Here is a 24,792-nt window from a genome sequence, read left to right as displayed (position 1 = left end):
GGCGACCTGACTAGGCTCGACCCATGCCACAACCGCACGAGCTGACCGCCCTCGACCAGTGGCAGGCGCTCCAGCGGGGGGAACTGCGCCCCACCGAACTCGCCGAGCACTACCTGGCGCGCATCGAGGCGCTCAATCCGTCGCTGGGGGCATTCGTGACGGTGACCGCGGATGCCGCCCTCGAGCGGGCGCGCCACGTCGAGGCGAACGTGCCGCGGACCGCGCCGCTCTGGGGGCTGCCGTTCGGGGACAAGGACCTGCAGCGGCGTGCCGGCGTGCCGGCGCGGTTCGGCTCGCGCCTGATGGCCGACTTCGTCCCCGAGGAGTCCGACGACCTCGTGCGGGCGCTCGACGCGGCCGGCGGAGTGAGCCTGGGCAAGACGAACACCCCGGAGTTCGGCCTCCCCTCGTACACCGAGAGCCTCGCAGAGGCCCCCGCGCGCAATCCGTGGGACGTCGACCTCGGCGCCGGCGGGTCCAGCGGCGGGGCCGCGGTGGCGGTCGCGGCGCGGATGCTGCCGTTCGCGCCGGGCTCCGACGGAGGCGGGTCCATTCGTATTCCCGCAGCGGCATGTGGCCTCGTCGGCCTGAAGCCGTCCCGAGGGCGGGTGCCCGCAGCATCCGGGATCGATTCTCTCGGCGGGCTCGCGGTGGCCGGGCCGATCGCCCGCACGGTGGCGGATGCCGCGCTTCTGCTCGACGCCATGATCACTCCGAGCGGCAGCCGTCCGGAGCACCACTTCGCGCTCCGCGCCCCCGGCGAAGACGGCCCCCTGCTCGCGGCCGCCGTGCGCGGGGAGGGGCGGTTCCAGCTCGGCGTCATGACGACGTCGGCCTGGGACGACGACTACGAGATCCGCCTGGCTCCCGAGGCGCTGGCCGCGCTGGCGGTGGCCGTCGACGGGCTTTCCGCACTCGGCCACGGCCTCGAGCAGACCGCGCTTTCGCCCGACGCAAGCTACGTGCCCGCCTTCCGCACGATCTGGCAGGCGGGAGCGGCGACCATCCCGGCCGATGGCCCGGAGCAGGAGGAGCAGCTCGAACCGCTGACCCGCTGGCTGCTCCGGCGCGGCCGCGCACTCGGCGCGCGCGACCTGGCCGAGGCGCTGGCGGCGCTGAGCGCCTTCGAGCGTTCGTTCATCGCCCGGCTGTCGCGCTTCGACGCCGTGCTCACCCCGGCGCTGGCGCTCACGCCGCGCCCGCTCGGCTGGTACGACCGGGCCGACGGGGAGCGCAACTTTGCGCAGCAGGTGCAGTACACGCCGTTCACCTCGATGGTCAACGTCGCGGGGCTCCCGGCCATCGTCCTGCCGGTCATGCAGACCGCGGGCGGTCTGCCGATGGGGGTGCAGTTGATCGGGCGCCCGGGCGGCGAAGCGACCCTGCTGGCCCTCGGCGCCCAGCTGGAACGCCGCCTGCGTTGGCAGGACCGGGTGCCGCCCGGGATCTGACCCCCGCCCCCCCCCGTCAAAATTCTCGTGAGGGGTCGTATATCGACCTTCCTTCGCCCCGGGAAGGTCGATATGCGACCCCTCAGGGGGTTCGAAGCCGAGCCGGTGGTGCCAGATACCCCTGGGGGTATACTGGAAGGTGCAGGGCGCGACTTGGGAGGACGACGAACGATGGACCTCCGTCTGCCTGTTGCAGCGTCCACCCCCACCCCGATCCGAAAGGACCACCCATGAATGAGCTCACCCCCCAGCAGGTGCTGGACCGCCTGAACGACGCCCAGGTCATCGACGTGCGGGAAACCGAGGAAGTGGCCGACGGCATGATCGTCGGCGCCCGGCACATCCCGCTCGCCCAGGTGCCCGGCAGTACCGGTCTGCTCGACAAAACCCGCCCCGTCATTGCGGTGTGCCGCAGCGGTCGGCGCAGCGCCGCAGCCGCCGAGCAACTGGCCGCCGCAGGTTTTACCGCGTACACGATGTCCGGGGGCATGCTTGACTGGAAGGCTTCGGGACTGGCCACGACGGCGCCCCCGGCCCCCCATTGATCTCCCCACGGAAAGACATCGTGACGACACCGACAGGCACGACCGCGGACACCGCATCCGTCGATGCCGCCACGCTGCGAGGCTGGGTCGAACGTCAGGACGACCTGTTGCTGATCGATGTGCGCGCTGCCGGCGAGTTCGAGACTTCGCACATCCGAGGCTCTTACCACGTTCCGCTGCCCCTGCTCAAGGAACACACGCCCGAGTTCGCCGCCAGGATGGACACGCACGTGGTGCTGATCTGCCAGTCGGGGGTTCGGGCCGAGCAGGCCAGGCAGCGCCTCGGCACGGTCGGGCTGGACGGGGCGATGGTCCTCAGCGGCGGCGTCCCCGCCTACGCGGCGGTCGGTGGTGACATCGTGCGCGGCCGAAGCTCGTGGGCGCTGGAGCGCCAGGTGCGCATGGCCGCGGGGTCGCTCGTGCTCGCCGGCATGCTCGCCGGGCGATTCATCTCCCCGAACCTGCGCGTGATCGCCGGAACCATCGGCGCCGGACTTACCTACTCGGCTGCCACCAACAGTTGTGCGATGGGCCGCGCCTTGTCCTGGATGCCGTGGAACCGCTCCGTCACCGAGCCGACTGCACGCGAGGCCCTCGACCAGCTCACCGACCGATGATCGTCCCGGCGCTGGTCCTCGGTCTCGTGGTCGGGGCGTTGCTCGGCCTGACCGGTGCCGGCGGATCCATCCTCGCGGTGCCCGCCCTGGTCTATGGGGTGGGGATGCCCCTGTCCGAGGCCATCCCGACCTCGCTGGTCGTGGTCGGCGCGGCGTCGGCCGTTGCGGTGATTCCGCGGCTGCAGGGCGGCGTGAACTGGCGCCTCGCGGCGGTCATCGGCGCACCGGGCATCGCCACCGCGTTCCTGGGGTCGCTGATCAGCGGCATGATCGAACCGCGCGTGCTGCTCGGGGTGTTCGCGGTGATCATGGTCGTCGCCGGCGTGCGGATGTTCTTCCCCACGAAATCGGTCGGCGGACCCTGCGCCCTTCCCGACGGCGGAACCGACTGGCGCCACTGCCTGCCCCGTGCCCTTGCCACGGGCGCCGTGGTGGGCTTCCTCACCGGGCTGCTCGGTGTCGGCGGCGGCTTCCTGATCGTGCCGGCCCTCACCCTGGTGCTCGGCCTGCCGATGGCGCTCACCGTGGGCACGTCCCTGGTCATCATCGTCATCAACTCCGCCGCCGGTTTCGCTGCGCACGTCGGAACCGTGGAGCTGGACTGGGCTGTCGTGGGCGTCTTCGCCGCCGCCGCCATGGCAGCATCCTTAGCCGCCGGGCGCCTCGCCCGCGGGCTTTCCGACGTCGTGCTCAAGCGTGGCTTCGCCGTGCTCGTACTCCTCGTCGCCGCCTATGTGGCGACCCGGGCGATCATCGGCTGAGGGTGCTTCTCCCCGCGAGTCAACCCGCCCTTCCTTATCTTGAATTAGTCAAGACAACTGCTACGCTGGGCGCATGACGGCAACGGATGCGACGGCGACGCACACGCTCGCCGACGGCATCCGCTCGGCCGGCCTCAAGGTCACCGCGCAGCGCCTGGCCGTGCTGTACGCGCTCGCCGACTCGCCGCACGCCAGCGCGGAGCGGGTGTTCGCAGCCGTGCACGCCGGGCTGCCCGGCACCTCGCTGCAGGCCGTCTACGGCGTGCTGGCCGCATTCACCTCCGCCGGGCTCGTTCGCCGCATCGAGCCGGCCGGTTCCGCCGCGCTGTTCGAGCGCCGGGTCGGCGACAACCACCACCACCTCGTCTGCACCGGCTGCGACGCCGTACACGACGTGGACTGTGTCGTGGGGGAGGCGCCCTGCCTGACCCCCGCCGACGCGCGCGGTTTCGCCGTGGCATCCGCCGAGGTCACCTTCTGGGGCCTCTGCCCGTCCTGCCGAACCGAGCCCGCGACCCCCTGATTTCGTCCGTCGACCCAGCCCAATCGAACAGCAGCGAAGTACCGAACAGCAAGGAGCATCATGCCTATCGAACCCACCACCACCCAGACGGGTACCCCCGTCGCCAGCGACGCGCACTCGCTCACCGTCGGCGCCGACGGCGTCACAGCCCTGCACGACCGGTACCTGGTCGAGAAGCTGGCCCAGTTCAACCGGGAGCGCATCCCGGAGCGCATCGTGCACGCCAAGGGCGGCGGAGCACACGGCCAGTTCGTGGTCACCAACGACGTGTCGCAGTACACCCGCGCGGCGCTCTTCCAGCCCGGCGCGACGACCGAGACGCTTCAGCGCTTCTCCAGCGTCGCCGGCGAGCAGGGCAGTCCCGACACCTGGCGCGACGTGCGCGGCTTCTCGGTGAAGTTCTACACCTCCGAGGGCAACTACGACATCGTCGGCAACAACACCCCGGTGTTCTTCATCCGCGACGGCATCAAGTTCCCCGACTTCATCCACTCGCAGAAGCGGCTGCCGGGCTCGGGCCTGCGCGACGCGACCATGCAGTGGGACTTCTGGACCCTCTCCCCGGAGTCCGCGCACCAGGTCACCTACCTGATGGGCGACCGCGGCCTGCCGCGCTCCTGGCGCGAGATGCCCGGCTTCGGCTCGCACACCTACCAGTGGATCAACGCCGCCGGTGAGCGTTTCTGGGTCAAGTACCATTTCGCCTCCAACCAGGGCCACGTCGAGATGGAGGGCTCGGAGGCCGAGCTCATCGCCGGCGCCGACGCCGACTACTACCGCCGCGACCTCTACGAGGCGATCAAGGCCGGCAACTTCCCGTCGTGGGACGTATCGGTGCAGGTCATGCCCTACGAGGACGCGAAGACCTACCGCTTCAACCCGTTCGACCTGACCAAGGTCTGGCCGCACGCGGACTACCCGCTGATCAAGGTCGGCACGCACACCCTCAACCGCAACCCGGAGAACTTCTTCGCCGAGATCGAGCAGGCCGCGTTCTCGCCGGCCAACACGGTTCCCGGCATCGACATCAGCCCGGACAAGATGCTGATGGCCCGCGTGTTCTCCTACCCGGATGCGCAGCGCTACCGCGTCGGCACGAACTACACCGAGATCCCGGTGAACGCGCCGAAGGCCGCCGTGCACAACTACTCGCAGGACGGCGCGGCCCGCCACGGGTTCAAGCCGGCGGATGCCCCGGTCTACGCACCGAATTCCCTCGGGGGCCCGGTGGCGGATGCCGCGGCGGCCGGTGAGGGCAGCTGGGAGTCCGACGGCGCCCTGCTTCGCGCCGCGGCGACACTGCACTCGGAGGACAGCGACTTCGGCCAGGCCGGCACGCTGTACCGCGAGGTCTTCGACGACGCGGCCAGGGCTCGCTTCCTCGACACCATCACGGGTGCCATCAGCGGCGTGCAGCGCCCCGAGGTCACCGAGCGTGCGATCGCGTACTGGACCGCCGTCGACGCGACGCTCGGAGCATCCCTCCGCGCGAACCTCGCCGCCTGGGCCGAGGCCGACCTGCTCGTCTAACCCACCCCTCCCCTCCGCCCCATCCCCATCCGCCGAACTGTGAGTTTGGCACCTTCCCGGGCCCGGTGAAGGTGCCGAACTCACAGTTCGGCGAGGGAGGCGAGGGTGCTACTCGGCGACGGGAACGGGCTCGGCGACGGGAACGGGCTCGGCGACGGGCAAGGGCTCGGCGACCATGGCGGAGCTTCGCTCCCAGAGGCCGGCCGCCAGTTCCGGGTCGTAGGCCTGCGTGTTGGCGCCCGCGATCTTTCGTTTCTCGTAGTACGCGCCCGAGCGCCAGTCGCTTCCGGGTGTCGCCGTCGCCAGCCAGACGAGCGTGTCGGCGCCCTGCTCCGGGGTCAGCAGGAAGCGCTTGAGCGCGGTCTGGTAGATGAACCGCATGGGGCTCGTCGACGTGGCCGAGAAGCTCGTCGCGACGACGCCGGGGTGGAAGGCGGCAGCGGAGATCCCCTCGTCGTTGAAGCGACGGTGGAGTTCCTGGGTGAAGAGGATGTTGGCCAGCTTGGCGTCGCCGTAGGCCTTGTTCGCGGAGTACGTCTGCTCGGCGTCAAGGTCGTCGAGGTCGATCCTGCCGAAGAGGCTGTTGGCCGCGCTGGAGGTTTGGATCACGCTGGCCTTGCTGTCCGCGAGCCGGTCGACCAGCAGCATGGTCAGCAGGAAGGGGGCGAGGTGGTTGACCTGGAAGGTCTTCTCGTGCCCGTCCATCGTGGTCTCCCGCGCGCCCATGATCCCGCCCGCGTTGTTGGCGAGAACGTCGATCCGCGGGTAGCGGGCCAGCAGGTCCGTCGCGAGGGCGCGCACCTGGGACAGGTCGGCGAAGTCGGCGACGAAGAAATCCGCGCCGAGTTCCGCGGCGATGGCGGACGTTTTCTCGGCCGACCGACCCACGATGACGACGCGGTCTCCGTCCCGGCTCAGCTTCCTGGCCGCAGCGGCTCCGATGCCGTCGCTCGCGCCGGTGATGATGATGGTTCGTGCGGTCATAGTGCGCCCCTCATTGTGACTAATTGACATATCCGCCCTTCTGCAGTCCGGCCTGGATCTCGAATCTGTTCCGCAGCGGATTGCGTCCCGCCACCAGGTACAGCAGGGGGAAGACCATGCCGTACCGCTGCCACTGCCGCTTGTGCACGGCCTCGTGCTCGAGCACATCGGCGGAGACGTTTCGGTTGGTGAGATAGCAGCCGCCGACGCAGGATCCGCCGCGACCGAACGTCCAGGCGGGCATCCCGCGGAAGACGATGAGCCCGTTTCGCCGCTCCACCCGTCCGGTGCTCCACAGGGAACCCCAGAGTGCCCCGACGCAGGTCGCGTAGAGATAGCCGGCCCGGCTGATCGGGGAGTCGAACAGGATGCGACGCATCCCTCTAGCGTAGGTCGTCGCCCGGCCTCAGGACTCGCCCGGCCGGCCGTATTCCTCCAGCAGCCGAAGCCACACTTCGCTCAGGGTGGGGTAGCTCGGCACCGCGTGCCACAGGCGATGGATCGGAACCTCGCCCACGATGGCGATCGTGGCCGCGTGCAGAAGTTCGGCGACGTCCTGCCCGACGAACGTCACGCCGAGCAGAACCTTCCGGTCGAGGTCGACGATCGCCCTGGCTCGACCGGTGTAGTCGTCGGCGAGCACGGTGGCCCCGCCCAGCCAGCTGAGGTCGTAGTCGAGCACCCGGATGCGATGGCCCGCGTCCTCCGCGGCCGCCTGGGTCAGCCCGACGGATGCGACCTCCGGGTCGGTGAAGGTGACCTGCGGAACAGCGGCGTGGTCCGCCGTCGCGACGTGGGCACCCCAGGGTGCGTCGTCGACGGGCGCGCCCGCGGCTCGCGCGACGATGACGTCCCCGGCTGCCCGCGCCTGGTACTTGCCCTGGTGGGTGAGCAGCGCGCGGTGGTTGACATCGCCGGTCGCGTACAGCCACCGGCCGGCCAGCGCGGGGGAGCTGCCCTGCACGAGCATGGTGTCGTCCACGGCGAGCCAGTCGCCGGGCGTCAGGCCGACGGTGTCCAGCCCCAGATCCGTCGTTCGGGGAACGCGCCCGGTGGCGACGAGGACCTCCGCCGCCGTGACCGTCCCTCCGCCGTCAAGCGTCAGCTCGACCTCGCCCGACGCGGTGCGCTCGGCGCGGGCCGCCGTCGCCCCCAGAAGCACGGTCACGCCGGCTGCACGCAGGCCCTCGGCGACCAGCTCGCCGGCGAACGGCTCCTGCCCGCGCAGGAGAGTGCTGCGGGCGATCACGGTCACGGTCGCCCCGAGCGCGGCATAGGCGGTCGCCATCTCCACGGCGACGACACCGCCGCCGAGGATGGCGAGGCTCTCCGGGATCTCTGGCGCGGACGTGGCGTCACGGCTGGTCCAGGGGGAGACGTCGGCCAGACCGGGGATCTCCGGCAGCAGCGCGGCCGATCCGGTGCCCACGGCCACGGCGTGCCGGGCGGTCAGCACCCTGGTCGTACCGTCGTCGGCGGTGACCGTGACCTCGCGCACCCCGGACAGGCGACCGTGCCCACGCACGAGACGGATGCCCGTGCTCTCCAGCCACTTCACCTGCGAGTCGTCGGACCAGTCGTGCACGATCGTGTCCCGGCGTCGCAGCGCCGCGCGGGCATCCGGGGTTCCGGTCACGGCCTCGGCGGCCCCGCCGACGCGTCGGGCGGCGCTGAGGGCGGTGCCGCTGCGGATGAGGGCCTTGGACGGCATGCAGGCCCAGTACGAGCACTCCCCGCCGACGAGCTCGCTCTCGATGATGACGGTGGAGAGGCCGGCCCGCGCTACCCGGTCGGCGACGTTCTCGGCGCTGGAGCCGCCGCCGATCAGGATCAGGTCGTAGGTGTCTGTCGGCATGGTGCCTTCCGGGTCAACGGCCGATGAAGTCGGCGGGCGTGCGGCTGAGGAACGCGGCCATGCCGATTCGGGCGTCCTGGGTCGCGGCCAGGCGCGCCAGGGTCGGCTGGAGCCCGGCCTCGGCCGCGGCATCCCCGTCGCGCACGGCGCTGCGCGCGCTCGCGAGGGTCGCCTGCACTGCCAGCGGGGCCTGGCCGGCGATGCGCTGGGCGAGCTGGAGGGCGCGGTCGAACTGCGTGCCGTCGGGCACGACCTCCTGCACGATGCCGATCCGGTGGGCCTCGGCCGCATCGAACATGTCGCCGGTGAGGATCCAGCGCATCGCGTTGCCCCAGCCTGCCGCCCGGGGGAAGCGGATCGTCGCGCCGCCGAAGGGCAGGATGCCCCGGGCCACTTCGATCTGGCCGAACATCGTCGATTCGGCGGCCACGGTCATGTCGCTGGCCAGCATCAGCTCGATGCCGAGGGTGAGGCAGGTGCCCTGCACGGCCATCACGACCGGCTTGGACAGCGAACTGCCGTCCACCTGCCACGGGTGGATGCCGCCCTCGGGAACGATGTCGATTCCGTCGGGGCCCAGCCGGGGACCGACGTCGGCGAGGTCGAGCCCCGCCGTGAAGTGTTCGCCGACCGCGTGCACGAGGCCGACCCGCAGCTCCGGGTCGCGCTCGAGCTCCCCGTAGGCGAGGGCGAGCTGCTGCAGCAGCGCGAAATCGGCGGCGTTGCGCTTCTCCGGACGGTTGAACCCGATCAGGAACACGTGCCCGCGCCGTTCGGTGATGATCCTCGGCTGGTCTGCCACGGATTGCTGGTCGCTCACGGAAGCCTCCTGTGTCCCCTCGGCGCCGGCGCGCCGGTCCCCATGCTACGGGGCCGGTGCGCTCAGCGGGTGAGGGCGCCGATGATCCGCAGGATGCTCGGCAGATCGTCGCCGGCGTCTTCCGGCGAGGCCGGCGCGAAGCCCGCGATCGTCGCCCCGGCGAGGCCGAAATCGGCCCGCAGCGCGGTGATCAGCCCGGTCAGGGTCTCCACGGCCAGCCCGAACGGGTACAGGTCGCCCAGCCCGGTGATGGCGGACGGGTCGAGCACGTCGAGGTCGATGTGCAGGTAGACCTGGCCCGCGCCCGTCGCGCGCACGGCGGCCACCAGCGCGTCGGGGGAGCCGAGGTCCTCCACCGGAACGGTGACGATTCCGCGTTCCGCGATCAGGTCGGCCTCGGCCGGGTCGATGTCGCGGGCGCCGGCGATGATCACGCGCTCCAGTGGAACGCGGCTGTCCTCGGCCAGGGCCAGGCCGTCGGTGCCCTCGCCGGCGATCGCCCGCACCACCATGCCGTTGAACGCGCCAGAGGGCGACGTTTCCGGCGTGTGCAGGGCCGCGTGCGCGTCGAGCCAGACGACGGCGAGGTCGTTCGGGTGCCGCCGGGCGGCATGCGCCACGGCGGAGAGGGACACCCCGCAGTCGCCGCCGATCGTGAGTGCCCAGTCGGTGACGGACCGGAGGGTGAGGTACATCCGTTCGCGCACCATCAGGAGCGTCGAGAAGCGATGGATGCCCGTGTCCTGGGCGTCTCCGGCCTCGGCAGGTACGTCCACCGTCCGCGTGGCCGACTCGGGCAGGTCGCCGCGAATGGCCTCAGCCCCGTCGGCGAGGCGCATCGCGCGCGAGGAAATGGAACCCTGCCACTGGGGCACGACAACGAAGGTGGGAGACATGCCCTCAGTATGCCCCTCGGCCCCGCACCCCCTCAACGCGAAACCGCAGTTGTGCGCGCTAAAACTCCGTTTTGGCGCGCACAACTGCGGTTTCGCGGAACGAACTACATGTCGCGGTAGCGAGTCGCGGTGCTCACGGCCTCGCGCAGCTCGAACTCGTTCATCCGCGGGCCGTAGCCGGGGGTGTCCCGCTGGATGCGCCAGCCCTCGGACAGCGGACCGAGGTCGAGGCCGTCGAAGCCGAAATCGTCCAGCAGCGCCGCGACGGCATCCCGGGCGGATGCGTCATCGCCGGCCAGGACCAGCGCCCGCCGGTCCTCCGAGCCGGCCGGCCGGCCGTGCGTGGTCAGATCCGCGGCATAGATGTGGTTGAACGCCTTGACGACCCGGGCGTCGGGCAGGCGCGCCTGCAGTAGCTCGGCCGTGGTCGTGCGTTCGTCATCGAGTTCGGCAATGTTGCCGTCGCGCTGCGGGTAGTAGTTGTTGGTGTCGATCACGATCTTGCCGGCGAGCTGCTCGGCCGGGACGGTGTCGATGGCGTGTAGCGGAATGGTGACGACGACGAGATCCCCGGCGGCGGCGGCTTCGGCCGGCAACGCCGCCCGGGCGCGTGGACCAAGCTCGGCAACGAGATCGTGCAGGGTTTCCGGGCCGCGCGAATTGCTCACGACCACGTCGTATCCGTTGGCCACGCCAAGGCGCGCGAGCTGGCTGCCGATGTTTCCGGCGCCGATGATTCCTAAAGTTGTCATACCCCGGCCAACGCCGCCCCCCGCCAGTATGTTCCCGCCACCCCCACGCGAAACCGCAGTTGTGCGCGCTAAAGCGGAGTTATAGCGCGCACAACTGCGGTTTCGCGGGCTACTGCTCGATCGAGGTGGTGCGGCCGGCCTTGAGTTCGGCGAGCCGGGCGTCGACCTCGGTGAGCTCGCCGAGGTCGTCCAGGCTCTCGAACTGGGCGTCGAGGCTCGAGGCGGCCAGTTCGCCGGCACCCCGCACGCGCGCCTCCTCCCGGCGGATCTTGTCTTCGAAGCGGCTGACCTCGCTTGTCGGGTCCATGATGTCGATGCTCTTGATGGCATCCATGACCTGCGTCTGCGCCTGGGCGGTCTTCGACCGGGCGATCAGCTCGTCACGCTTGGCGGACAGCTGGCCGAGCTTCTCCTTCATCGCGTTGAGTCCGGTCTTGAGCTGCTCGACAACGGCCGTCTGGGACGCGATCTGCGGCTCGGCCCCCTTGGCTTCCTTCTCCGACTGCAGCTGCCGGCCGAGCGCGACCTTGGCGAGGTTGTCGAACCGGTCGCCGTCGGCCGTCTGGCCGGCGGCGCGCAGTTCGTCTGCCTTGCGGCTGGCGGCGAGAGCCTTGACACCCCACGATCCGGCCGCGGCGACGTCCTCACGGTGGTCGTCCTCCAGTAGGCGCAGGTTGCCGATCGTCTCGGCGATGGCGCTTTCTGCGTCGGCGATGCTGTTGGTGTAGTCGCGCACCATCTGGTCGAGCATCATCTGCGGGTCTTCCGCGGAGTCGAGGAGCGCGTTGATGTTCGCCTTCGCCAGCTGGGCGATGCGTCCAAAGATGGACTGTTTCGTCATGTGGGTGTCCTTTCAGGAGTGATGCGATTATGGGCCAAATCGGGTGGACGTGCTAGAACCTGCCGCCGCCGCCCCGCCTGGAGCGGGTTCCGCTGCCGCCGAAACCTCCGGGGATACCGAAGCCGCCTCCGCCGCCCCGCCGGCCGCCGCCGCTGCCGAAGCCGCCGAAGCCGCCTCCGCCGCCGCCTCCCCCGCCGCTCAGGATAGAGCCGATCAGGATGCCGCCGAGCACGGCGCCGAGGCTGCCATCGCCGCCGCCGCGGGCGCTTCGCCCGCCGCCGAACATGTCGCCCATGCCGCCGGTGCCGGAGAAGCCGTCGACGTCGTTCCTGGCCATGGAGATGGCCTCCGCGGCGAGCGCGTTGGCGCGCTGGGCCGCGGCGAGGGAACCGGCCGGGTCCGCGGCCCGGGACGATTCCGCGTGCACCAGGAGGCGCCCGGCCTCGGCGAGCCGGGTGCGCGCCTCCGCACCTACCGCGCCGCGGCGGGCGGTGATGAAGTCCTCCGCGGCGGACACCTGGCTGCGCGCCGCCAACAGGGTCTGGGTGAGCGCGGCCTCGGCGCGTTGCGCCTGGGCCTGGGCGTCGCGCACACCCGCCAGCACGGCGTCCATCCGCTCGTTGGCCGTTTCCAACCGTTGAACCAGCTCGATCGGGTTGATCTTTCCCGCGGCGAGGTGTGCCTTCACTTCGGCCACCGTCTGCTCGGTGCCCGCGATGACCCCGGGGAGTTCGGCCGCCGCGCCGGTGCCGGCCGGCAGGGCCCGGGCCTGGATGATGTCGGTCTCGAGCTCGCGGAGTTCGCCGGTCACGCTCTGCGCGGCGGACGCCAGGTCCGCGCCGAGGCGATCGACGGCGTCGAGCAGGAGACGCGCCTGGTCGACCGATTCCTCGGCGGCCCGGATCCCGACCGCGGCCGCGCTCGGCTCGCCGGCGGCCAGCCGGGCGTTCGCCTCGGTGAGCGCGTTTTCGGCGAACGTGACCCGCTCATCCGCCTGGCGGGGATTGTCGGCCACCGTCGCGAGGGCGGCCTCGGAGTACCGCTCGAACAGGGACGCGAGGGATGCCTCCGCCTCGTTGATCCGGGCGTCGACGCCGGCGATCTGCTTTTCGAGTGATGCCGCGGCATCCGGCGCCCTCTGCTCCAGCTTCCGCAGCTCGTCGAAGTCGGCGGCCTGGTCGTCGAGCGCCGCGTTGGCCTTGTCGCACAGGGCGATGATTTCGCCGTACCAGGCCCGCCGTTGTTCCTCGGTGTCGGGTTCGGCGTCGTCGAGTCGCTGTTGCAGGGTGAAACCCTGGCTGAGCTGCGCCTTGGCGGTGGCGAGCGCACTCTGGAACGCGCCGGTCGCCTCGACGCCGTATTGCGCGATTGCGAATCCGAGCTCCTGCTCGCTGGTCTTGATCGCGTCGTCCGTTTGCACCAGTTCGCTCGCGGCCCGCTGCTTGAGCTGCGCGGTGGTCAGGGCCGGCGGGGCTCCGGAGGCGCGACCGGCGCCACCGGCGGGGACGGCGCGCTGCCGGCGGGCGAGCACGACCACGAGCACGATCCCGCCGACCACGATCAGGATGACGAGCGCGACCCACACGCCCGTATATCGGCCGCCGCCCGGATTCGCCTCGCCGGGAGTGACGACGGGCGCCGGCACGGGGGCGCCGGTGATGCTGGCGCCGATGCCCTCGGCGGCCCCGATGGCGGCCCCCGCCCAGTCATTCTCGCGGAAGGCCGGTTCGATGGCCACGGTCTCGAGGTCGGTCAGCTCTGCGTCGGTGAGCGCGAAGTCGGCCGCGACCGACAGCTGGTATTGACGGTCGGCCGTGGCGACGGCGAGGAGGACATCTCTGCTGCCGAGGCCGTTCTTGTCGGCCGTCTCGTCGGCCCAGGCCTCGCGGTCCGCGGCGCCCGTGAAGCTGTCGACGTAGACGACGAACAGGTCGGTTTGGGTGTCTTCGTAGAGCTGGTCGAGGGCGGCCTGCACGTCGCCTTCGCGATCGCCGAGGGCGTCGACCCGGTCGACGATGTGACTGGCGCCGAAGGTGACCGGGTCTTCGGCGTGCGCAACGGCGGGGGCCGAGAGCACGAGCGCAGACAGGAGCAGTCCGGATACGATCGTCCACCCTGCCCGCATGTGCCCACCTCCGCGCCGTCCCTCGCTCACCATATGCCCGCGCCGCGGGTGAGTCTAGGGACCCGGCGAGAACCGGCGCCGGTAGCATCCGTTGCATGACTCTCGCGCTGCACCACATTGTTGTCGACTGCGAGGATGCCGGCCGCCTCGCCGCGTTCTGGTCCGAGGTCCTCGGGCGTGCGGTGCGTGAGGGGGCGGATGCCGCGTCCGCGTTCATCCCCGAGGGCGGGCCGGGGGAGGCCGGCTGGCTGTTCTTCCGGGTGCCGGAGAAGAAGGTCGCCAAGAACCGCATGCACGTCGACTTCGTCGCGGGCGATCGAGAGGCGGAGGTCCTCCGGCTGGTCGGCCTGGGCGCGACCCTGGTCGACGACCACGACGAGTGGAACACCCGGTGGAGCGTGTTGCAGGATCCCGACGGAAACGAGTTCTGCGTCGTGCAGGGCCGCTGACGGGCCGGCGGCCCCGCACGACGCCCCTGCAGGCGGGCCGGAACTGTTGCGGCCTGTTACGGGCGCGCTCGCGGCATCCGCCGGTCTTCCCCACACTGGTAGTAACGACGGATGACCGGGAGCGGGGCGAGCATGAACACACAGGCCGACCTGCCCCGACTGGCCGTCGTCGAGGTGACCGGATCCCGGCCCGACCAGCGCGAGTACCACGCCAAGGTTCAGACGCTGATCTCCCGCGTGACCGGCGAGGGCGAGCAGGGCGGCTGGCAGGTCACGCGCACCGCTGCAGCGGATGTCTCGGTCGCGGAACTGCTCGCCGCCACCATCGATGCCGACGCCATAGTGATCGTCGGCGGCGAGGACATCGCCCCCCGGTTCTACGGCGGGCGCACCGGCTACGAGGGTGAAACCCGCCACTACGAGATCGCCGACGCCGGCCAGATCGCGCTCGTGCAGCGCGCCGTGGCCCAGGGCACCCCGCTGCTCGGCATCTGCCGGGGCCTGCAGATCATCAACGTCGCCCTCGGCGGATCGATCGTGCAGCACATCGAAGACGACGGCGTCCACCGGACTGACGGCGTGCCGGTCGACGAGATCCTCACGGAGCACGGGGTAACCCTCGTCGCCGGCAGCGGCCTGGCCGGCAGCTTCGGCCGGGCCGAGATCTCGGTGCAGAGCGCGCACCACCAGAGCGTCGGCCGGCTCGGCGACGGGCTCGTGGCCGCGGCACTGGCCCCGGACGGGCTCGTCGAGGCGCTCGAACACGCAAGCAGGCCGATCACCGGGGTGCAGTGGCACCCGGAGGCTCCCGACTCTCCCGCGGACCAACTCGGCGTGCTCCTCGCACTGCTCGGCGGCCAGCTGGCATCCGCCCGCTTCGCCGGCGAACTCATCGCCGCGTAATCCGCGCCCCGCGCGCCCCCTGACGCCGGCAGCGACGCGCTCGCCGCCCGAGCGGATGCCTCCTTCGACATCCGCGGCTACGGCCTCTGGGCTCTCGAGCACCGCGGTTCGGGCGCCTTCCTGGGCTTCACGGGCCTGGCTCCGATGCCAGGCGGCGTCCCCGGCGGCGTCGAGGTCGGCTGGCGTCTCGCGCGCGAAGCCTGGGGACAGGGTTATGCCACCGAAGCGGCGAAGGCGGCCCTGGCCGTCGCCTTCGACGAGCTGCGGCTTGACGAGGTGAACTCGATCACGGCGGTGCTGAACGCGCCGTCCCGGGCCGTCATGGTGCGACTCGGCATGACCCTGTCCGACGAGTTCGAGCTTCCGAGGATCGCCGCGGGCTCACCGCTCCGCCCGCACCTGCGTTACCTGCTCGCCCGACCCGAACACTGACCAGCCTGCGGCCCTTCACTTCCCGGGCACGGGAGAGCACAATCACCCCCTGACTACCGACGAGCCAGTCATCCCGCGCGATCCGCCAGAGACCACCCTGTCTGCGGGTGGCAAGGCGCTCGCCGGATGGGTGCTGACGCCGCTCGTTGGTGCGGGCATCGCAGCCGGATCGTCTGCCTGGCAGGGGGCATGCTCCTCTCGATACTTCCTGGCCGGCAGCGTCACCGACAGCGCCCAGATCCAGGCAGCGAACGTTGCGGGCGACAGCGCGTGTGCCAATCTGCTGGCGATGGGCGACAACATGGTGGTGGTCGGATTTCTCGCTCCGTTCGTACTCGCTTTCGCCGTTGTGATCGTGGTGCGACTGCTCGACCGGAAGTCCGACATCGATTTGGAGATGTGATGCCCCTGCCTCGCGAGATCGGTCCTGGACAGGCGCACGGTCATTCGTACCCTTGGGCTGCGCCCGCAGACTGACGTCCGGCCCGCCCGGCTAGGCTTTGATGCAACCCAACGCGCCGGAAAGGGATGCCCCTTGACCCACGACAATCCCCTTCACGTCGACCTGCTCACGCAGTGCTGGTGCTGCCAGGCGCTGCAGCCGTTCAAGTTCACCTCGGCCACCGATCAGGTCGTCTGCTCGTTCTGCGTGCGGCACCTCGGGGCCGACCGGGCGGAAAAGCGCGACAGGGACCACCTCAGGATGTGGGTGGAGATCCTGGTCGACGAACGCGAATCGAACCGAAACACCGTTGAAAAGCTGACCGCGACCCTCGCCGAGCGGGACGCGGCGCTCGCCGGGCTCACCACCCGGGTCGACGAGCTCACGAACGTGGTCGCCGGCGAGTTTGATCGGGCGCCGACCGCGCAGGTGCGAAGCCTCCTGGAGAACGAGGTCGTGAAGCGCGCGGACAAGCGAGCCGCGCTGGAGCAGCGTCGCAACGACCGGTTGATGGCCGCGATCTGGCGGGTGGACCGCCTGCACCGGGAAGGCGAGCGCGACCCGCACACCTGTGTCTGCGGCACCTCGCTGGCCCGTTGTGCCGAGTGGCAGGCGGTTGAGCCGGTGCGCCAGGCCCTGCGCGACTGGGAGGCGAAGAACCTTCAGCTCCTGCGGGACGGCCAGCGTCATGCCCTGCCCGATGACCACCCGGATGTCGTGCGGGCCGCTCCTTCCCGTCGGTAGAGCCTGACCGCAGGAGGAACCCCTCGGCCGTGCCGGCACGCGATGCGAGACGGGCCTTCCCAGGGACGGTGGCTTCAACGCACGGGAACTCAGGCCGCGCGCACGTCGACCTCGCCGGGCCTGGCGACATCGGTGCCGAACACGAGGCGCCGGTTGGCGATCTTGTCGGTGAAGAACCGGTCGTGGCTGACCACCACGACCGCCCCGGGGAAGTGCAGCAGCGCCCGTTCCATCACCTGGGTGCTGGACATGTCCAGGTGGTTGGTGGGTTCGTCCAGCAGCAGAACAGAGGCGCCGGACAGCAGGCACTGCGCCATCGCCACGCGCGCTCGCTGCCCGCCCGACAGGTTTCCGATCTTCTGTTTGAGGTCGGCCTCGGAGAACTGGAACATCGCGAGGAACCGGTTCACCGATTTGCGGGTCGCGGTGAAGGCGAGGCTGCCCGGCATCGCGTTGACGGCATGGCTGACAGTGTCGTCGTCGTCGAGCTCCGCGAGCACCTGGTTGTACGAGACCACGACTGTGCCGTGGGCCCAGGTGACCTCGCCGAAGTCGGCCGGCTCCTCCCCGGTCAGCACCCGGAGCAGGGTGGTCTTGCCGCTTCCGTTGGAGCCGAGCACGACAATCCGGTTGCCGCGCCGGATCTCGAAGGTCAGGTCGGTGAACAGCTCCTTGTCGCCGTAGGCCTTGCTGAGGCCTTCGACCCGGCACAGGGAATCCTTGACGTGCAGCCGGCCGTAGATCTCGGTGATGATCTGGTCGACGGGCCGAGGCGCGCGTGCCTTCTTGATCTTCGCGAGCTGGCTGCCGAGGTTCTTGCTGGCCGCCTTCGCGGCCTCGCGGCGGTCGGAGATCCCCTCTGCCTCGAACGCCAGCAGCTCTGATTCGTGCACGAACTGCTGCTCGAGCGTCTTGAGCCGGAACTGCTTCTGCACGACGTATTCGCCGAAGTTGCCGGGGTACTCGTGCAGGTGGAAGTTCTCGACCTCGATGATCCGGGTGACGACGGCGTCCAGGAACCGCCGGTCGTGCGAGACGATGATCGCCGCGCCGCGGAAGGTGCGGAACCAGGCTTCGAGCCATTCGACTCCGGCCACGTCCAGGTAGTTGGTGGGCTCGTCCAGCAGCAGCACATCCGGGCCCTCGAGCAGGATCTTCGCCAGTGCGGCGCGGTTGCGCCAGCCGCCGGAGAGCTCGTCGATCGCGCAGACGCGGTGGGCTTCGTTGAACCCGAGCGTGGTGAGCGCGGTGTCGATCCGTCGCTTGTAGTCCCAGCCATCGAGACGGTCCATCTGCTCGAAAAGCTCGGCCTGGCGGTGGATGAGCCGGTCGAGTTCCGCGTCAGAGGGGGTCCTGGCGATGGCAGCGTCAATCGACGCCAATTCGGCTTCGACGGCCTTGATCTCCACGAACAGGCCGTCGAGGACCTCGCTGATGGTCGCCTGGCCGTCCAGCTCGGAGAACTGCGAGAAATAGCCGACCCTGATGCCCGGCTCCAGGGCGACGGTGCCGGTATCCGGTGTCACCTGGCCGAGGATCAGCTTGAGGATCGAGGTCTTCCCCGATCCGTTCTTCCCGATCAGGCCCACCCTGTCGCCTGGTTCGAGGCGGAAGAACGCCTCTCGCAGAACCTGCGCGGTTTCGAAACGAACACTGACGTCTTGCAGCCGGATCAGGCTCACTACTGTCCTCTCAAGGGGTGGTTCCTACGGTTCCACCCTACGGTTCCACCCTGCGGTTCCCCAGCCCTGAGTCTACAAAGTCCGTTGACAATCGGCTGCGGCGGCACTGGGCAGGCACCAGACAGGCAGTCGCCGCGCCCTAGAATCGGCGCATGTCCCGCCTCGTCGTTGTGCTTCCGCTGCAACCACTCCGGGCCGGGGACAGCTTCGCGGTGGCAGACTGGCCGCTGCACATCACCGTGCTGGCCCCCTTCCTCACGGATGCCGCGCCCGCCGACATCGCCGCGGCCATCGCCTCGGCGGTATCCGGCCAGCATGCCCTCACTGCCGTGGCGGGTGGCGACGAGCTGTTCGGGCGACGAAAGGATGTCCCGGTGACCCTCGTCGCGGGCGATGAGGCCCTCGCGCGCCTGCGCCGCAGCCTGGTCGATGCCGTTCGGCCGTTCGCCGCGACCCCGGACGAGCCGGCCTTCACCGGCCCAGACTTCCGGGCCCACGTCACCGTCAAGGGCGATGCCCGTGTGCATGAGGGGGACGAGCTCTCCCTCTCGCAGATCGCCCTGGTCGACATGGCGCCCCGCACGGGGCCGAGTGGGCGAACCGTGCTCGCCACGATCTGCCTGCCCACCCCGAAAATGACGCACGTTCGAGATGGCGATCCAACGCAGAACGGCTCACACCCGCCGGTGTGAGCCGTTCCCCGTGCTCGTGGTTTCTACTGTCCTTCCGGTTCTCCCTCCGGCGGATCCGATTCGTCCGCCGGATCGTCGACGTGACGCGTACCATCCGGGTTGAGCACGATCTCGCGTGGCCTGGCCCCGCGCATCCGTTCCTCGTCCCAGTCGGCGGCGTTCGCCGGGTCAGGCGTCACGTGTTCGTGGGCCACTCCTGGTGTGTCGGGGGAGTGTTCCCGATCCGGCTTAGGCCGCTGCGGCGACATACGTGCTCTGGATGACGGATCCCCAGTACGGCCCGAACATCGTGTTCTTGACGCCGCTGTAGCCGAAGCTGTTAACCGAGTTCTGGTAGCCGGATGTGCCGCTGCCGATGAACCACGGGCCGCCCGACGATCCGCCGGTCATGTTGCAGGGGATGCCCTGCGACTGCGTCTGGCCGTAGGGGTCGTTGGTTGCGGTGCCGTAGCAGGACTGCAGGGTCGCTCCGTTGAATGGTGCTGCCGCCGGGTAGCCGTACGCCGAGTAGGTGAGGCCGCGGCTGTTGTTGAACGAAGCACCGGATGCGCCGACCGTGTCGCTCAGGCTCGTGCCGGTGGGTGAGGCGACGATCGCGAAGCCGGTGTCGTAGTTGATGTCGCCGCCGGACGCCCACTGGGTGGGGGCGTACAGCTCCGTCGCCTCCCACTGGCCGTAGGGCGCTGCCCCGTTGTTGTAGGCGGGGACGAAGGTGAAGCGTGACGCGAATGCGCCAGGGCCCTCATTGAGGCAGTGCCCCGCGGTGACGACGGTGTTCTTGTTGGTCGAGGAAATCGCATTGCCGGAGCAGACGTAGTTGGCGCCGCCGAGGGTGAAGAACACCTTCCCGATGTGGCTGACCGGCGCCAGTGCCGGGACCGGCTTGGCCTTGAGCGTGGGCGACTGCTTCTGGACCGACTTCGCGGGCCCCACGGCCACCGGGGCCGAGGATGTCGATGCGGCGGAGGCGACGTTGTCGGCGACCAGGGTGTCGCCAGGCTTTGCGGCCTTCATGCGCGCCGCGGTCCAGTAGTCGCCGCCCTGCTGGGTCTGCGGAACGACCCAGCGTTCGACGTCTGACGATTCCGCCGCGGGGGCCGCGCTGGCCCCGCCGGCCGTCGCGAGCCCGCCCGTGGCGAGCATGGCCCCGACCGCCAATACTGCAAAGGCACGGGACCTGAATGTGGTTCTCTTCATTTTCGTCACTCCAGTTATCGATGGAACCCGCCGGGCCGGAATCGCCGACGGTCTGGGGCTGAGCTTGGCGCGTGGACAGGGCTGTCTACCCGCTTTTGTGGTTCCCGACGAATATGTTGTGGGAACCGAAACAGATCGGCTTTGGGCATCGATTACTGGTATTCACGCGCGCTTGTTTTCGGCATCCTGCGGAGCCTGCCTCCAGCCGCGGTATCGTAAGCGGACAGCACGTCCAGCAAGCCTGCCGAGCACATTGCCTCCACGCAGTCACTCAAGAACATGGAGGCCTTCGTGGTACTGAGTGCCGAGCTTCGGCCACACCGGCCGCACTACCGGGGTCCCGCCTCGACGCCAAGCTGATCGGCCCGCTCACCATCGCCGCGCTCGTGAGCGCCCTGGCCGTCTTGTGGGTCGTGGCGCGGCCATCCGGTGAGGGTTTCGAGCAGCTCGTCGGGGAGTGGCTCGGCGCAGAGGGGGTGCTCCTGCTCTCCATCGGCCTGGTGCTGATCAGCACGCTGCGCTGGGTGGAGCGGTGGTTCAACGGGATCGACCATGCCGCGTTGTGGCATCGCCGGGTCAACATCGCGGGCATGCTGGCGATCTCCGTGCACGCCCTGGTGACCGGGGACGTGCGGGAAACCACGGTCGGCCCGACGCTCGGCCAGATTGGGTTGTTCGGCCTGTTGGCGCTCACCGTGTGGGCGATCGCGCCGCGCTGGCTGTCCTTCGTTCCGCAACGGTTTCGGGGACTCGTCCCCAGGGTCACCGGCTCGCGAGTGGTGCGCCTGGCCGGTATCCCCTTCCGGAGCTACGCCGTCTGGCGCTTCTTCCATCGCTTCACGGGCGTGTTCGTGGCCGTCGGGTTCCTGCACGGGCTGCTGGACGCGAGCATGTTCGACTCGGCGGTGCTGCGGTGGACCTACCTCGTCATCGGCGGCACGGGCCTGGTCTTCTACGTCTACCGGGAGTTGCTCGCCCGCCGCTTCGCCCGCACCTACGACTACCAGGTGGAATCCGTGCAGCCGATCGACGCGAACCTGGTCGAGATCTCGCTGAAGCCGCTGGGACGGCGCTTCGAATACCGGGCGGGCCAGTTCGCGATCCTGTACCTCGAGGCGAAGGATGGGTGGCACCGGCATCCGTTCAGCATCGCCAGCGCGCCGGCGGATGCCAACGTGCGCGTCGCTGTAGGGGCGCTGGGCGACTTCACCTCCAACATCGTCGACCTGGTCGCACCGGGCATGCCGGCCGTGATCAACAGCCCGCACGGTCACTTCGACTATCGCCGGGGCACCGAACACCAGGCGTGGATCGCCGGCGGCATCGGTGTGGCGCCGATCCTCAGCTGGCTGCGGGATGCGACATCCGAGACCTTACCCACGCGCGTGGACCTCTACTTCAGCTCCCGCGGACCCGCTCCCTACGGCGCTGAGATTCGCGAGCTCGCGGCGCGGCATGACGCCATCCACCTGCACCTGATCGACACCAGCACCGGGCCCAGGCTGACGGTGGAGGACGTTCTCGCCACGGCCGGCTGCCCGCCCCGCGACCTGTCGGCGTTCATCTGCGGGCCCGAGGCGATGGTGAACGCCTTCCAGAGGGGCCTGACGCGGTCCGGCGCCCGAACGGCGAACGTGCACCGCGAGTACTTCAACCTGCGCTGATGCCGGTGCCGGGGGAGGGCTTCCGAGAAAGTACGCTGAGGGGATGAGCCTGCTGCGCGCCGCCGAACCGTCAGATATCCGCGAGATTCTCCGCCTCATCGTGGAGCTCGCCGTCTACGAGAAAGAGCCCGACGCGGTGGTGGCAACTGAGGACGGTCTGCGGTCAGCGCTGTTCGGCGAGAGCCCCGCGGTCTTCGCGCTCGTCGTCGACGGCACGGAGAAAGGAACCCTGGCCGGGGTGGCCCTCTGGTACCTCACGTTCTCGACCTGGGAAGGCGTGCACGGCATTCACCTGGAGGACCTCTACGTGCGACCGGCCTATCGGGGCAGCGGGTACGGGACGGCGCTGCTGACGCGGCTCGCCGCGATCTGCGTCGAGCGCGGCTACGCGCGCCTCGAGTGGGATGTCCTCGACTGGAACGATCCCGCGATCGGCTTCTACCGGTCGCTCGGCGCCGTGCCGCTCGACGGGTGGACCACGTTCCGGCTCGATGGCGACGCGCTGAAAAAGGCCGCCTGAGCTCTCGCGTTCCGCGGGGCCATCCGGATTGCGGGAGAATTACAGTTCACGAAGGTAGGAATCACATGATCAATCTCACGCAGGACGCCGACGGCTTCATCCGGATGAACCGGCACTTTCCGGCCAACTCGCTCATTTCCATCACCTTCACCGACGGGTCGACGGGGGAGTTTTCCGGGCACCGGCTCAACGCGATCTTTGACGACGCCCTGGCCGTGTTCCGGGCATCGAACCACCTTGACGCGAAGGGATTCTCGCGGGCCCCGGCGAAGACCGTCCACCCCTCGAAGAACATCCAGTTCGTTCCGGTCCAGGCCGGAATGACCAGCTAGAACTCCCGAACAAAGCCGTGCGCGGAGGGCGCGGCCACAGGGCAGCCCGCATTAGCCGGCGTTGCGGAGGAAGCCCAGCACCCGTTCTGTGAGCAACGTGGCGGCCGGCTCGTCGTAGGACGGCAGGCTGCGGTCGGCGAACAGATGCTGGTCGCCGGGGTACAGGAACAACTCGGCATCCGGCGTTGCCTGCACGAGCGCGAGGGCCGCGTCAATGTCGCCTTCGTCGACGAAGTACTCGTCGGCATCCATGCCGTGGATCTGGACCGGCACTCCCTGGGGCCAGGCCCCGCCGAACTCAGCGGTCGGGATGCACGCATGGAACAGCAGCGCGCCCCTGACTCCGGGTCGGGTCTGGGCCAGCATCTGCGCCGACAACACCCCGATGGAGAACCCGGCGTAGACCAGCTCGCTGGGCATCCCGTCGCTGGCAGCCCGTCCACGCTCCATGATCGATCCGAACCCCACCCCCTGGGCGTAGGCCACGCCCTCGTCAAGGTCGTCGAAGACCTGCCCCTCGTAGAGGTCGGGCACGTGAATGACGTGACCGGCGCGCCTGAGCTCTTCAGCGAAGTCCAGGACCCCGGAGGTCAGCCCGTGCGCGTGATGGAACAACAACACCTCAGCCATGTGCTCTCCTCGCTTCTCGGCGCACGGGGCGCCGTCGGAGTGATTGTGGCATAAGCGGGGCGGGGCGCCGCCCGGGTTCGGAGCGACCCGGTCAGCAGGTTGCCAGCATTGAGTTGATCGCAGTCTTTTCAGCGGAGTCCATTGACAGGCCCCATCCGTATTTCACGTGCACGACGTGCTTGGCGTACGTGCAGCGGTACGAGGTGAGCGGCGGCTGCCACTCCGCCGCGTCCCGGTCGGATTTCGAGGCGTTGACATTGTCGGTGACCGCGATCAGCTGACCGTCGCTCAGGCTGTTGGCGAACTGTTGACGCTTGCTCGTGGTCCAGGTCGACGCTCCGGACCCCCAGGCCTCGGAGAGTGCGACGACGTGGTCGATGTCTACATCCGACGAAGCGTAGTTCCAGGCGCCGTCGTAGACCGAGTACCAGCTGCCCGAGGTCGCAGCGCAGGTCGAGCTGGTCACGACGTTTTCGCCATCGCGCTGGAGCACGATCTCTCGTGTGTTGCAGCTGCCGGACTGCGTAGACCAGTGCGGGAAGAGGTCCCGGGAGTACCCGGCCGAACCCGTCTCGACCTGGGTCGGGATCGCGGCAAGCTCGCTGCTGATCGTGCTGGGCGCAGGCGGGTCCGGCGGGGAGGCGTAGGCCTGGGTGGCCGTCACCTGAGTGGCTGCAACGACAAGTGCGCCGATCAGGAGCAGGGTGGGGGATGGGCGTGTCATCGGGACTCCTCGGTTCGACCGCGAACCGGAACGTGTCGATTCAGCGGATTGTCTCGATCCTCTCGGAGGGGGAGGGGCGCCACAGGTCTCTTCGCGTGAACACAAGACGACCTTCGACCGCGATAACCTCATCCCAAGCCGCAAAATGTGGCTCCGGACGAGGGATCAGTACCCGGCACGCGACAAGACTGGCCACAGGAGTGCTTGTCATGTCTTGGATCGTTCTCATTGTGTCCGGCGTTCTGGAAGCCGTCTGGGCCACGGCGCTGGGCCGGTCTGACGGCCTCACCAAGTTGTGGCCATCGGTTGTATTCGTGGGGGCGCTCCTGCTCAGCATGGGCGGCCTTGCCCTGGCCATGCGGGAAATTCCCACCGGCACGGCATATGCCGTCTGGGTCGGAATCGGGGCGGCGCTCACCGTGCTGTACGCGATGGTCTTCGGTGCGGAGCCGGCCTCGCTTGCGAAGGTCTTGCTCATCCTCGGGCTCGTGGGGTGCATCGTCGGTCTCAAATTCGTGGACGGCGGCCACTGAGCCGTGTCGTCGAGACCGTGCATGGCACACGGGAAAAATCACTTGCGATGGATTGCGTCCCGTTGGGACTTAGCCGGCGCCGACGGGTGGGCGGGAGCTGTGGTCTCCGCCAGGATGGCTTCGGCTTCGGCTGCCATCAGGATGTCGG

At 69.5% G+C, this 24,792-nt stretch carries 28 protein-coding genes, 1 pseudogene and 1 riboswitch; of the genes and pseudogenes, 16 read left to right on the top strand and 13 right to left on the bottom strand.

The genetic code is table 11. The annotated features are described in order from the left end of the window. Window positions 1-23 precede the first annotated feature (23 nt). The 6 genes from BLQ39_RS14065 (at window position 24) to BLQ39_RS14040 (ending at window position 5,427) form a co-directional block, all read left to right on the top strand. A complete protein-coding gene (locus BLQ39_RS14065) occupies window positions 24-1,451 on the top strand; it encodes an amidase (protein ID WP_092324900.1) in 1,428 nt (475 codons plus the stop codon). 230 nt (window positions 1,452-1,681) lie between these two features. Then, the gene (locus BLQ39_RS14060; RefSeq protein ID WP_092324898.1) at window positions 1,682-1,996 is read left to right on the top strand and encodes a rhodanese-like domain-containing protein; all 315 of its coding nucleotides are present in this window, start codon (window positions 1,682-1,684) and stop codon (window positions 1,994-1,996) included. 20 nt (window positions 1,997-2,016) lie between these two features. Beyond that, a complete protein-coding gene (locus BLQ39_RS14055; protein ID WP_092324896.1) occupies window positions 2,017-2,613 on the top strand; it encodes a rhodanese-like domain-containing protein in 597 nt (198 codons plus the stop codon). Further along, window positions 2,610-3,374, top strand: coding sequence for a sulfite exporter TauE/SafE family protein (locus tag BLQ39_RS14050; protein WP_092324894.1), 765 nt, complete (start codon window positions 2,610-2,612; stop codon window positions 3,372-3,374). Before BLQ39_RS14055 ends, BLQ39_RS14050 begins: the two co-directional genes overlap by 4 nt. Window positions 3,375-3,447: 73 nt before the next feature. Further along, entirely contained in the window at window positions 3,448-3,897 is a 450-nt protein-coding gene (locus BLQ39_RS14045) for a Fur family transcriptional regulator (RefSeq protein WP_092324892.1), read from the top strand. 60 nt (window positions 3,898-3,957) lie between these two features. Next, the gene (locus BLQ39_RS14040; protein ID WP_092324890.1) at window positions 3,958-5,427 is read left to right on the top strand and encodes a catalase; all 1,470 of its coding nucleotides are present in this window, start codon (window positions 3,958-3,960) and stop codon (window positions 5,425-5,427) included. Window positions 5,428-5,535: 108 nt separating this feature from the next. Here the strand turns inward: BLQ39_RS14040 and BLQ39_RS14035 are convergent, their stop codons facing one another. The 8 genes from BLQ39_RS14035 to BLQ39_RS14000 all read right to left on the bottom strand — a co-directional run bounded on the left by BLQ39_RS14035 (window position 5,536) and on the right by BLQ39_RS14000 (window position 13,700). Then, window positions 5,536-6,411 carry an SDR family NAD(P)-dependent oxidoreductase gene (locus BLQ39_RS14035; RefSeq protein WP_092324888.1) on the bottom strand — a complete coding sequence of 292 codons (876 nt, stop codon included), beginning with the start codon at window positions 6,409-6,411 and terminating at the stop codon, window positions 5,536-5,538. 19 nt (window positions 6,412-6,430) lie between these two features. Next, window positions 6,431-6,790 carry a Fe-S oxidoreductase gene (locus BLQ39_RS14030; RefSeq protein ID WP_092324886.1) on the bottom strand — a complete coding sequence of 120 codons (360 nt, stop codon included), beginning with the start codon at window positions 6,788-6,790 and terminating at the stop codon, window positions 6,431-6,433. Window positions 6,791-6,817: 27 nt separating this feature from the next. Further along, window positions 6,818-8,266 carry a dihydrolipoyl dehydrogenase family protein gene (locus BLQ39_RS14025; protein ID WP_092324884.1) on the bottom strand — a complete coding sequence of 483 codons (1,449 nt, stop codon included), beginning with the start codon at window positions 8,264-8,266 and terminating at the stop codon, window positions 6,818-6,820. Between the two features lie 13 nt (window positions 8,267-8,279). Next, the gene (locus tag BLQ39_RS14020; RefSeq protein WP_241977261.1) at window positions 8,280-9,086 is read right to left on the bottom strand and encodes a crotonase/enoyl-CoA hydratase family protein; all 807 of its coding nucleotides are present in this window, start codon (window positions 9,084-9,086) and stop codon (window positions 8,280-8,282) included. Window positions 9,087-9,148: 62 nt separating this feature from the next. After that, window positions 9,149-9,982: an arginase family protein gene (locus BLQ39_RS14015; RefSeq protein ID WP_092324882.1), complete on the bottom strand. Its 834-nt coding sequence runs from the start codon at window positions 9,980-9,982 to the stop codon at window positions 9,149-9,151. 104 nt (window positions 9,983-10,086) lie between these two features. After that, the gene (locus tag BLQ39_RS14010; protein WP_092324881.1) at window positions 10,087-10,734 is read right to left on the bottom strand and encodes an NADPH-dependent F420 reductase; all 648 of its coding nucleotides are present in this window, start codon (window positions 10,732-10,734) and stop codon (window positions 10,087-10,089) included. A gap of 109 nt (window positions 10,735-10,843) precedes the next feature. Further along, complete coding sequence (locus BLQ39_RS14005; protein ID WP_092324879.1) at window positions 10,844-11,575, bottom strand: PspA/IM30 family protein; 732 nt, start codon at window positions 11,573-11,575, stop codon at window positions 10,844-10,846. A 52-nt stretch (window positions 11,576-11,627) separates the two neighbouring features. Next, on the bottom strand, window positions 11,628-13,700 hold the full coding sequence (locus tag BLQ39_RS14000; protein WP_092324877.1) for a TPM domain-containing protein: 2,073 nt from the start codon (window positions 13,698-13,700) through the stop codon (window positions 11,628-11,630). A 95-nt stretch (window positions 13,701-13,795) separates the two neighbouring features. Here BLQ39_RS14000 and BLQ39_RS13995 point away from each other — a divergent pair, with 95 nt between their 5' ends. The 5 genes and pseudogenes from BLQ39_RS13995 to BLQ39_RS13975 all read left to right on the top strand — a co-directional run bounded on the left by BLQ39_RS13995 (window position 13,796) and on the right by BLQ39_RS13975 (window position 16,670). Then, window positions 13,796-14,149, top strand: coding sequence for a VOC family protein (locus BLQ39_RS13995; protein ID WP_092324875.1), 354 nt, complete (start codon window positions 13,796-13,798; stop codon window positions 14,147-14,149). A 132-nt stretch (window positions 14,150-14,281) separates the two neighbouring features. Continuing rightward, window positions 14,282-15,052, top strand: a complete 771-nt coding sequence (locus BLQ39_RS13990; RefSeq protein ID WP_167738542.1) for a gamma-glutamyl-gamma-aminobutyrate hydrolase family protein — start codon at window positions 14,282-14,284, stop codon at window positions 15,050-15,052. A 57-nt stretch (window positions 15,053-15,109) separates the two neighbouring features. Next, window positions 15,110-15,484 (top strand): annotated as a pseudogene (locus tag BLQ39_RS13985) (GNAT family N-acetyltransferase); the annotation flags it as partial. A gap of 130 nt (window positions 15,485-15,614) precedes the next feature. Next, window positions 15,615-15,887, top strand: a complete 273-nt coding sequence (locus tag BLQ39_RS13980; RefSeq protein ID WP_092324870.1) for a hypothetical protein — start codon at window positions 15,615-15,617, stop codon at window positions 15,885-15,887. Window positions 15,888-16,019: 132 nt separating this feature from the next. Next, window positions 16,020-16,670, top strand: a complete 651-nt coding sequence (locus BLQ39_RS13975) for a hypothetical protein (protein WP_092324868.1) — start codon at window positions 16,020-16,022, stop codon at window positions 16,668-16,670. Window positions 16,671-16,759: 89 nt separating this feature from the next. Here the strand turns inward: BLQ39_RS13975 and BLQ39_RS13970 are convergent, their stop codons facing one another. Beyond that, window positions 16,760-18,352, bottom strand: coding sequence for an ABC-F family ATP-binding cassette domain-containing protein (locus BLQ39_RS13970; protein ID WP_092324866.1), 1,593 nt, complete (start codon window positions 18,350-18,352; stop codon window positions 16,760-16,762). A gap of 152 nt (window positions 18,353-18,504) precedes the next feature. Here BLQ39_RS13970 and BLQ39_RS13965 point away from each other — a divergent pair, with 152 nt between their 5' ends. Further along, on the top strand, window positions 18,505-19,044 hold the full coding sequence (locus BLQ39_RS13965) for a 2'-5' RNA ligase family protein (protein ID WP_092324864.1): 540 nt from the start codon (window positions 18,505-18,507) through the stop codon (window positions 19,042-19,044). 23 nt (window positions 19,045-19,067) lie between these two features. Here BLQ39_RS13965 and BLQ39_RS15905 read toward each other — a convergent pair whose 3' ends face one another. Beyond that, entirely contained in the window at window positions 19,068-19,238 is a 171-nt protein-coding gene (locus tag BLQ39_RS15905) for a hypothetical protein (RefSeq protein WP_166784494.1), read from the bottom strand. A gap of 34 nt (window positions 19,239-19,272) precedes the next feature. Further along, window positions 19,273-20,241, bottom strand: a complete 969-nt coding sequence (locus BLQ39_RS13960) for a trypsin-like serine peptidase (protein WP_092324862.1) — start codon at window positions 20,239-20,241, stop codon at window positions 19,273-19,275. Between the two features lie 386 nt (window positions 20,242-20,627). Here BLQ39_RS13960 and BLQ39_RS13955 point away from each other — a divergent pair, with 386 nt between their 5' ends. From BLQ39_RS13955 to BLQ39_RS13945, 3 genes are all read left to right on the top strand, one after another. After that, window positions 20,628-21,905 carry a ferredoxin reductase family protein gene (locus BLQ39_RS13955; protein ID WP_167738541.1) on the top strand — a complete coding sequence of 426 codons (1,278 nt, stop codon included), beginning with the start codon at window positions 20,628-20,630 and terminating at the stop codon, window positions 21,903-21,905. 43 nt (window positions 21,906-21,948) lie between these two features. Then, window positions 21,949-22,425, top strand: coding sequence for a GNAT family N-acetyltransferase (locus BLQ39_RS13950; RefSeq protein ID WP_166784492.1), 477 nt, complete (start codon window positions 21,949-21,951; stop codon window positions 22,423-22,425). 65 nt (window positions 22,426-22,490) lie between these two features. Next, a complete protein-coding gene (locus tag BLQ39_RS13945) occupies window positions 22,491-22,757 on the top strand; it encodes a hypothetical protein (protein WP_092324858.1) in 267 nt (88 codons plus the stop codon). 51 nt (window positions 22,758-22,808) lie between these two features. On the opposite strand, the gene BLQ39_RS13940 is transcribed toward BLQ39_RS13945, so the two are convergent. Together BLQ39_RS13940 and BLQ39_RS13935 are read right to left on the bottom strand one after the other, a co-directional pair. Then, entirely contained in the window at window positions 22,809-23,387 is a 579-nt protein-coding gene (locus BLQ39_RS13940) for a dienelactone hydrolase family protein (protein ID WP_092324856.1), read from the bottom strand. A 91-nt stretch (window positions 23,388-23,478) separates the two neighbouring features. Beyond that, window positions 23,479-24,111 carry an HNH endonuclease family protein gene (locus BLQ39_RS13935; protein WP_092324854.1) on the bottom strand — a complete coding sequence of 211 codons (633 nt, stop codon included), beginning with the start codon at window positions 24,109-24,111 and terminating at the stop codon, window positions 23,479-23,481. Window positions 24,112-24,243: 132 nt separating this feature from the next. Further along, window positions 24,244-24,308, top strand: a riboswitch (guanidine-III (ykkC-III) riboswitch). A 12-nt stretch (window positions 24,309-24,320) separates the two neighbouring features. On the opposite strand from BLQ39_RS13935, the gene BLQ39_RS13930 reads away from it, so the two are divergent. Next, window positions 24,321-24,644, top strand: a complete 324-nt coding sequence (locus BLQ39_RS13930) for a DMT family transporter (RefSeq protein ID WP_092324852.1) — start codon at window positions 24,321-24,323, stop codon at window positions 24,642-24,644. Window positions 24,645-24,792 lie beyond the last annotated feature (148 nt).

The organism is Cryobacterium psychrotolerans (assembly GCF_900101115.1).
In the GTDB taxonomy this organism is placed as follows: domain Bacteria; phylum Actinomycetota; class Actinomycetes; order Actinomycetales; family Microbacteriaceae; genus Cryobacterium; species Cryobacterium psychrotolerans.
This window is presented reverse-complemented; position numbering and strand designations above follow the sequence as displayed.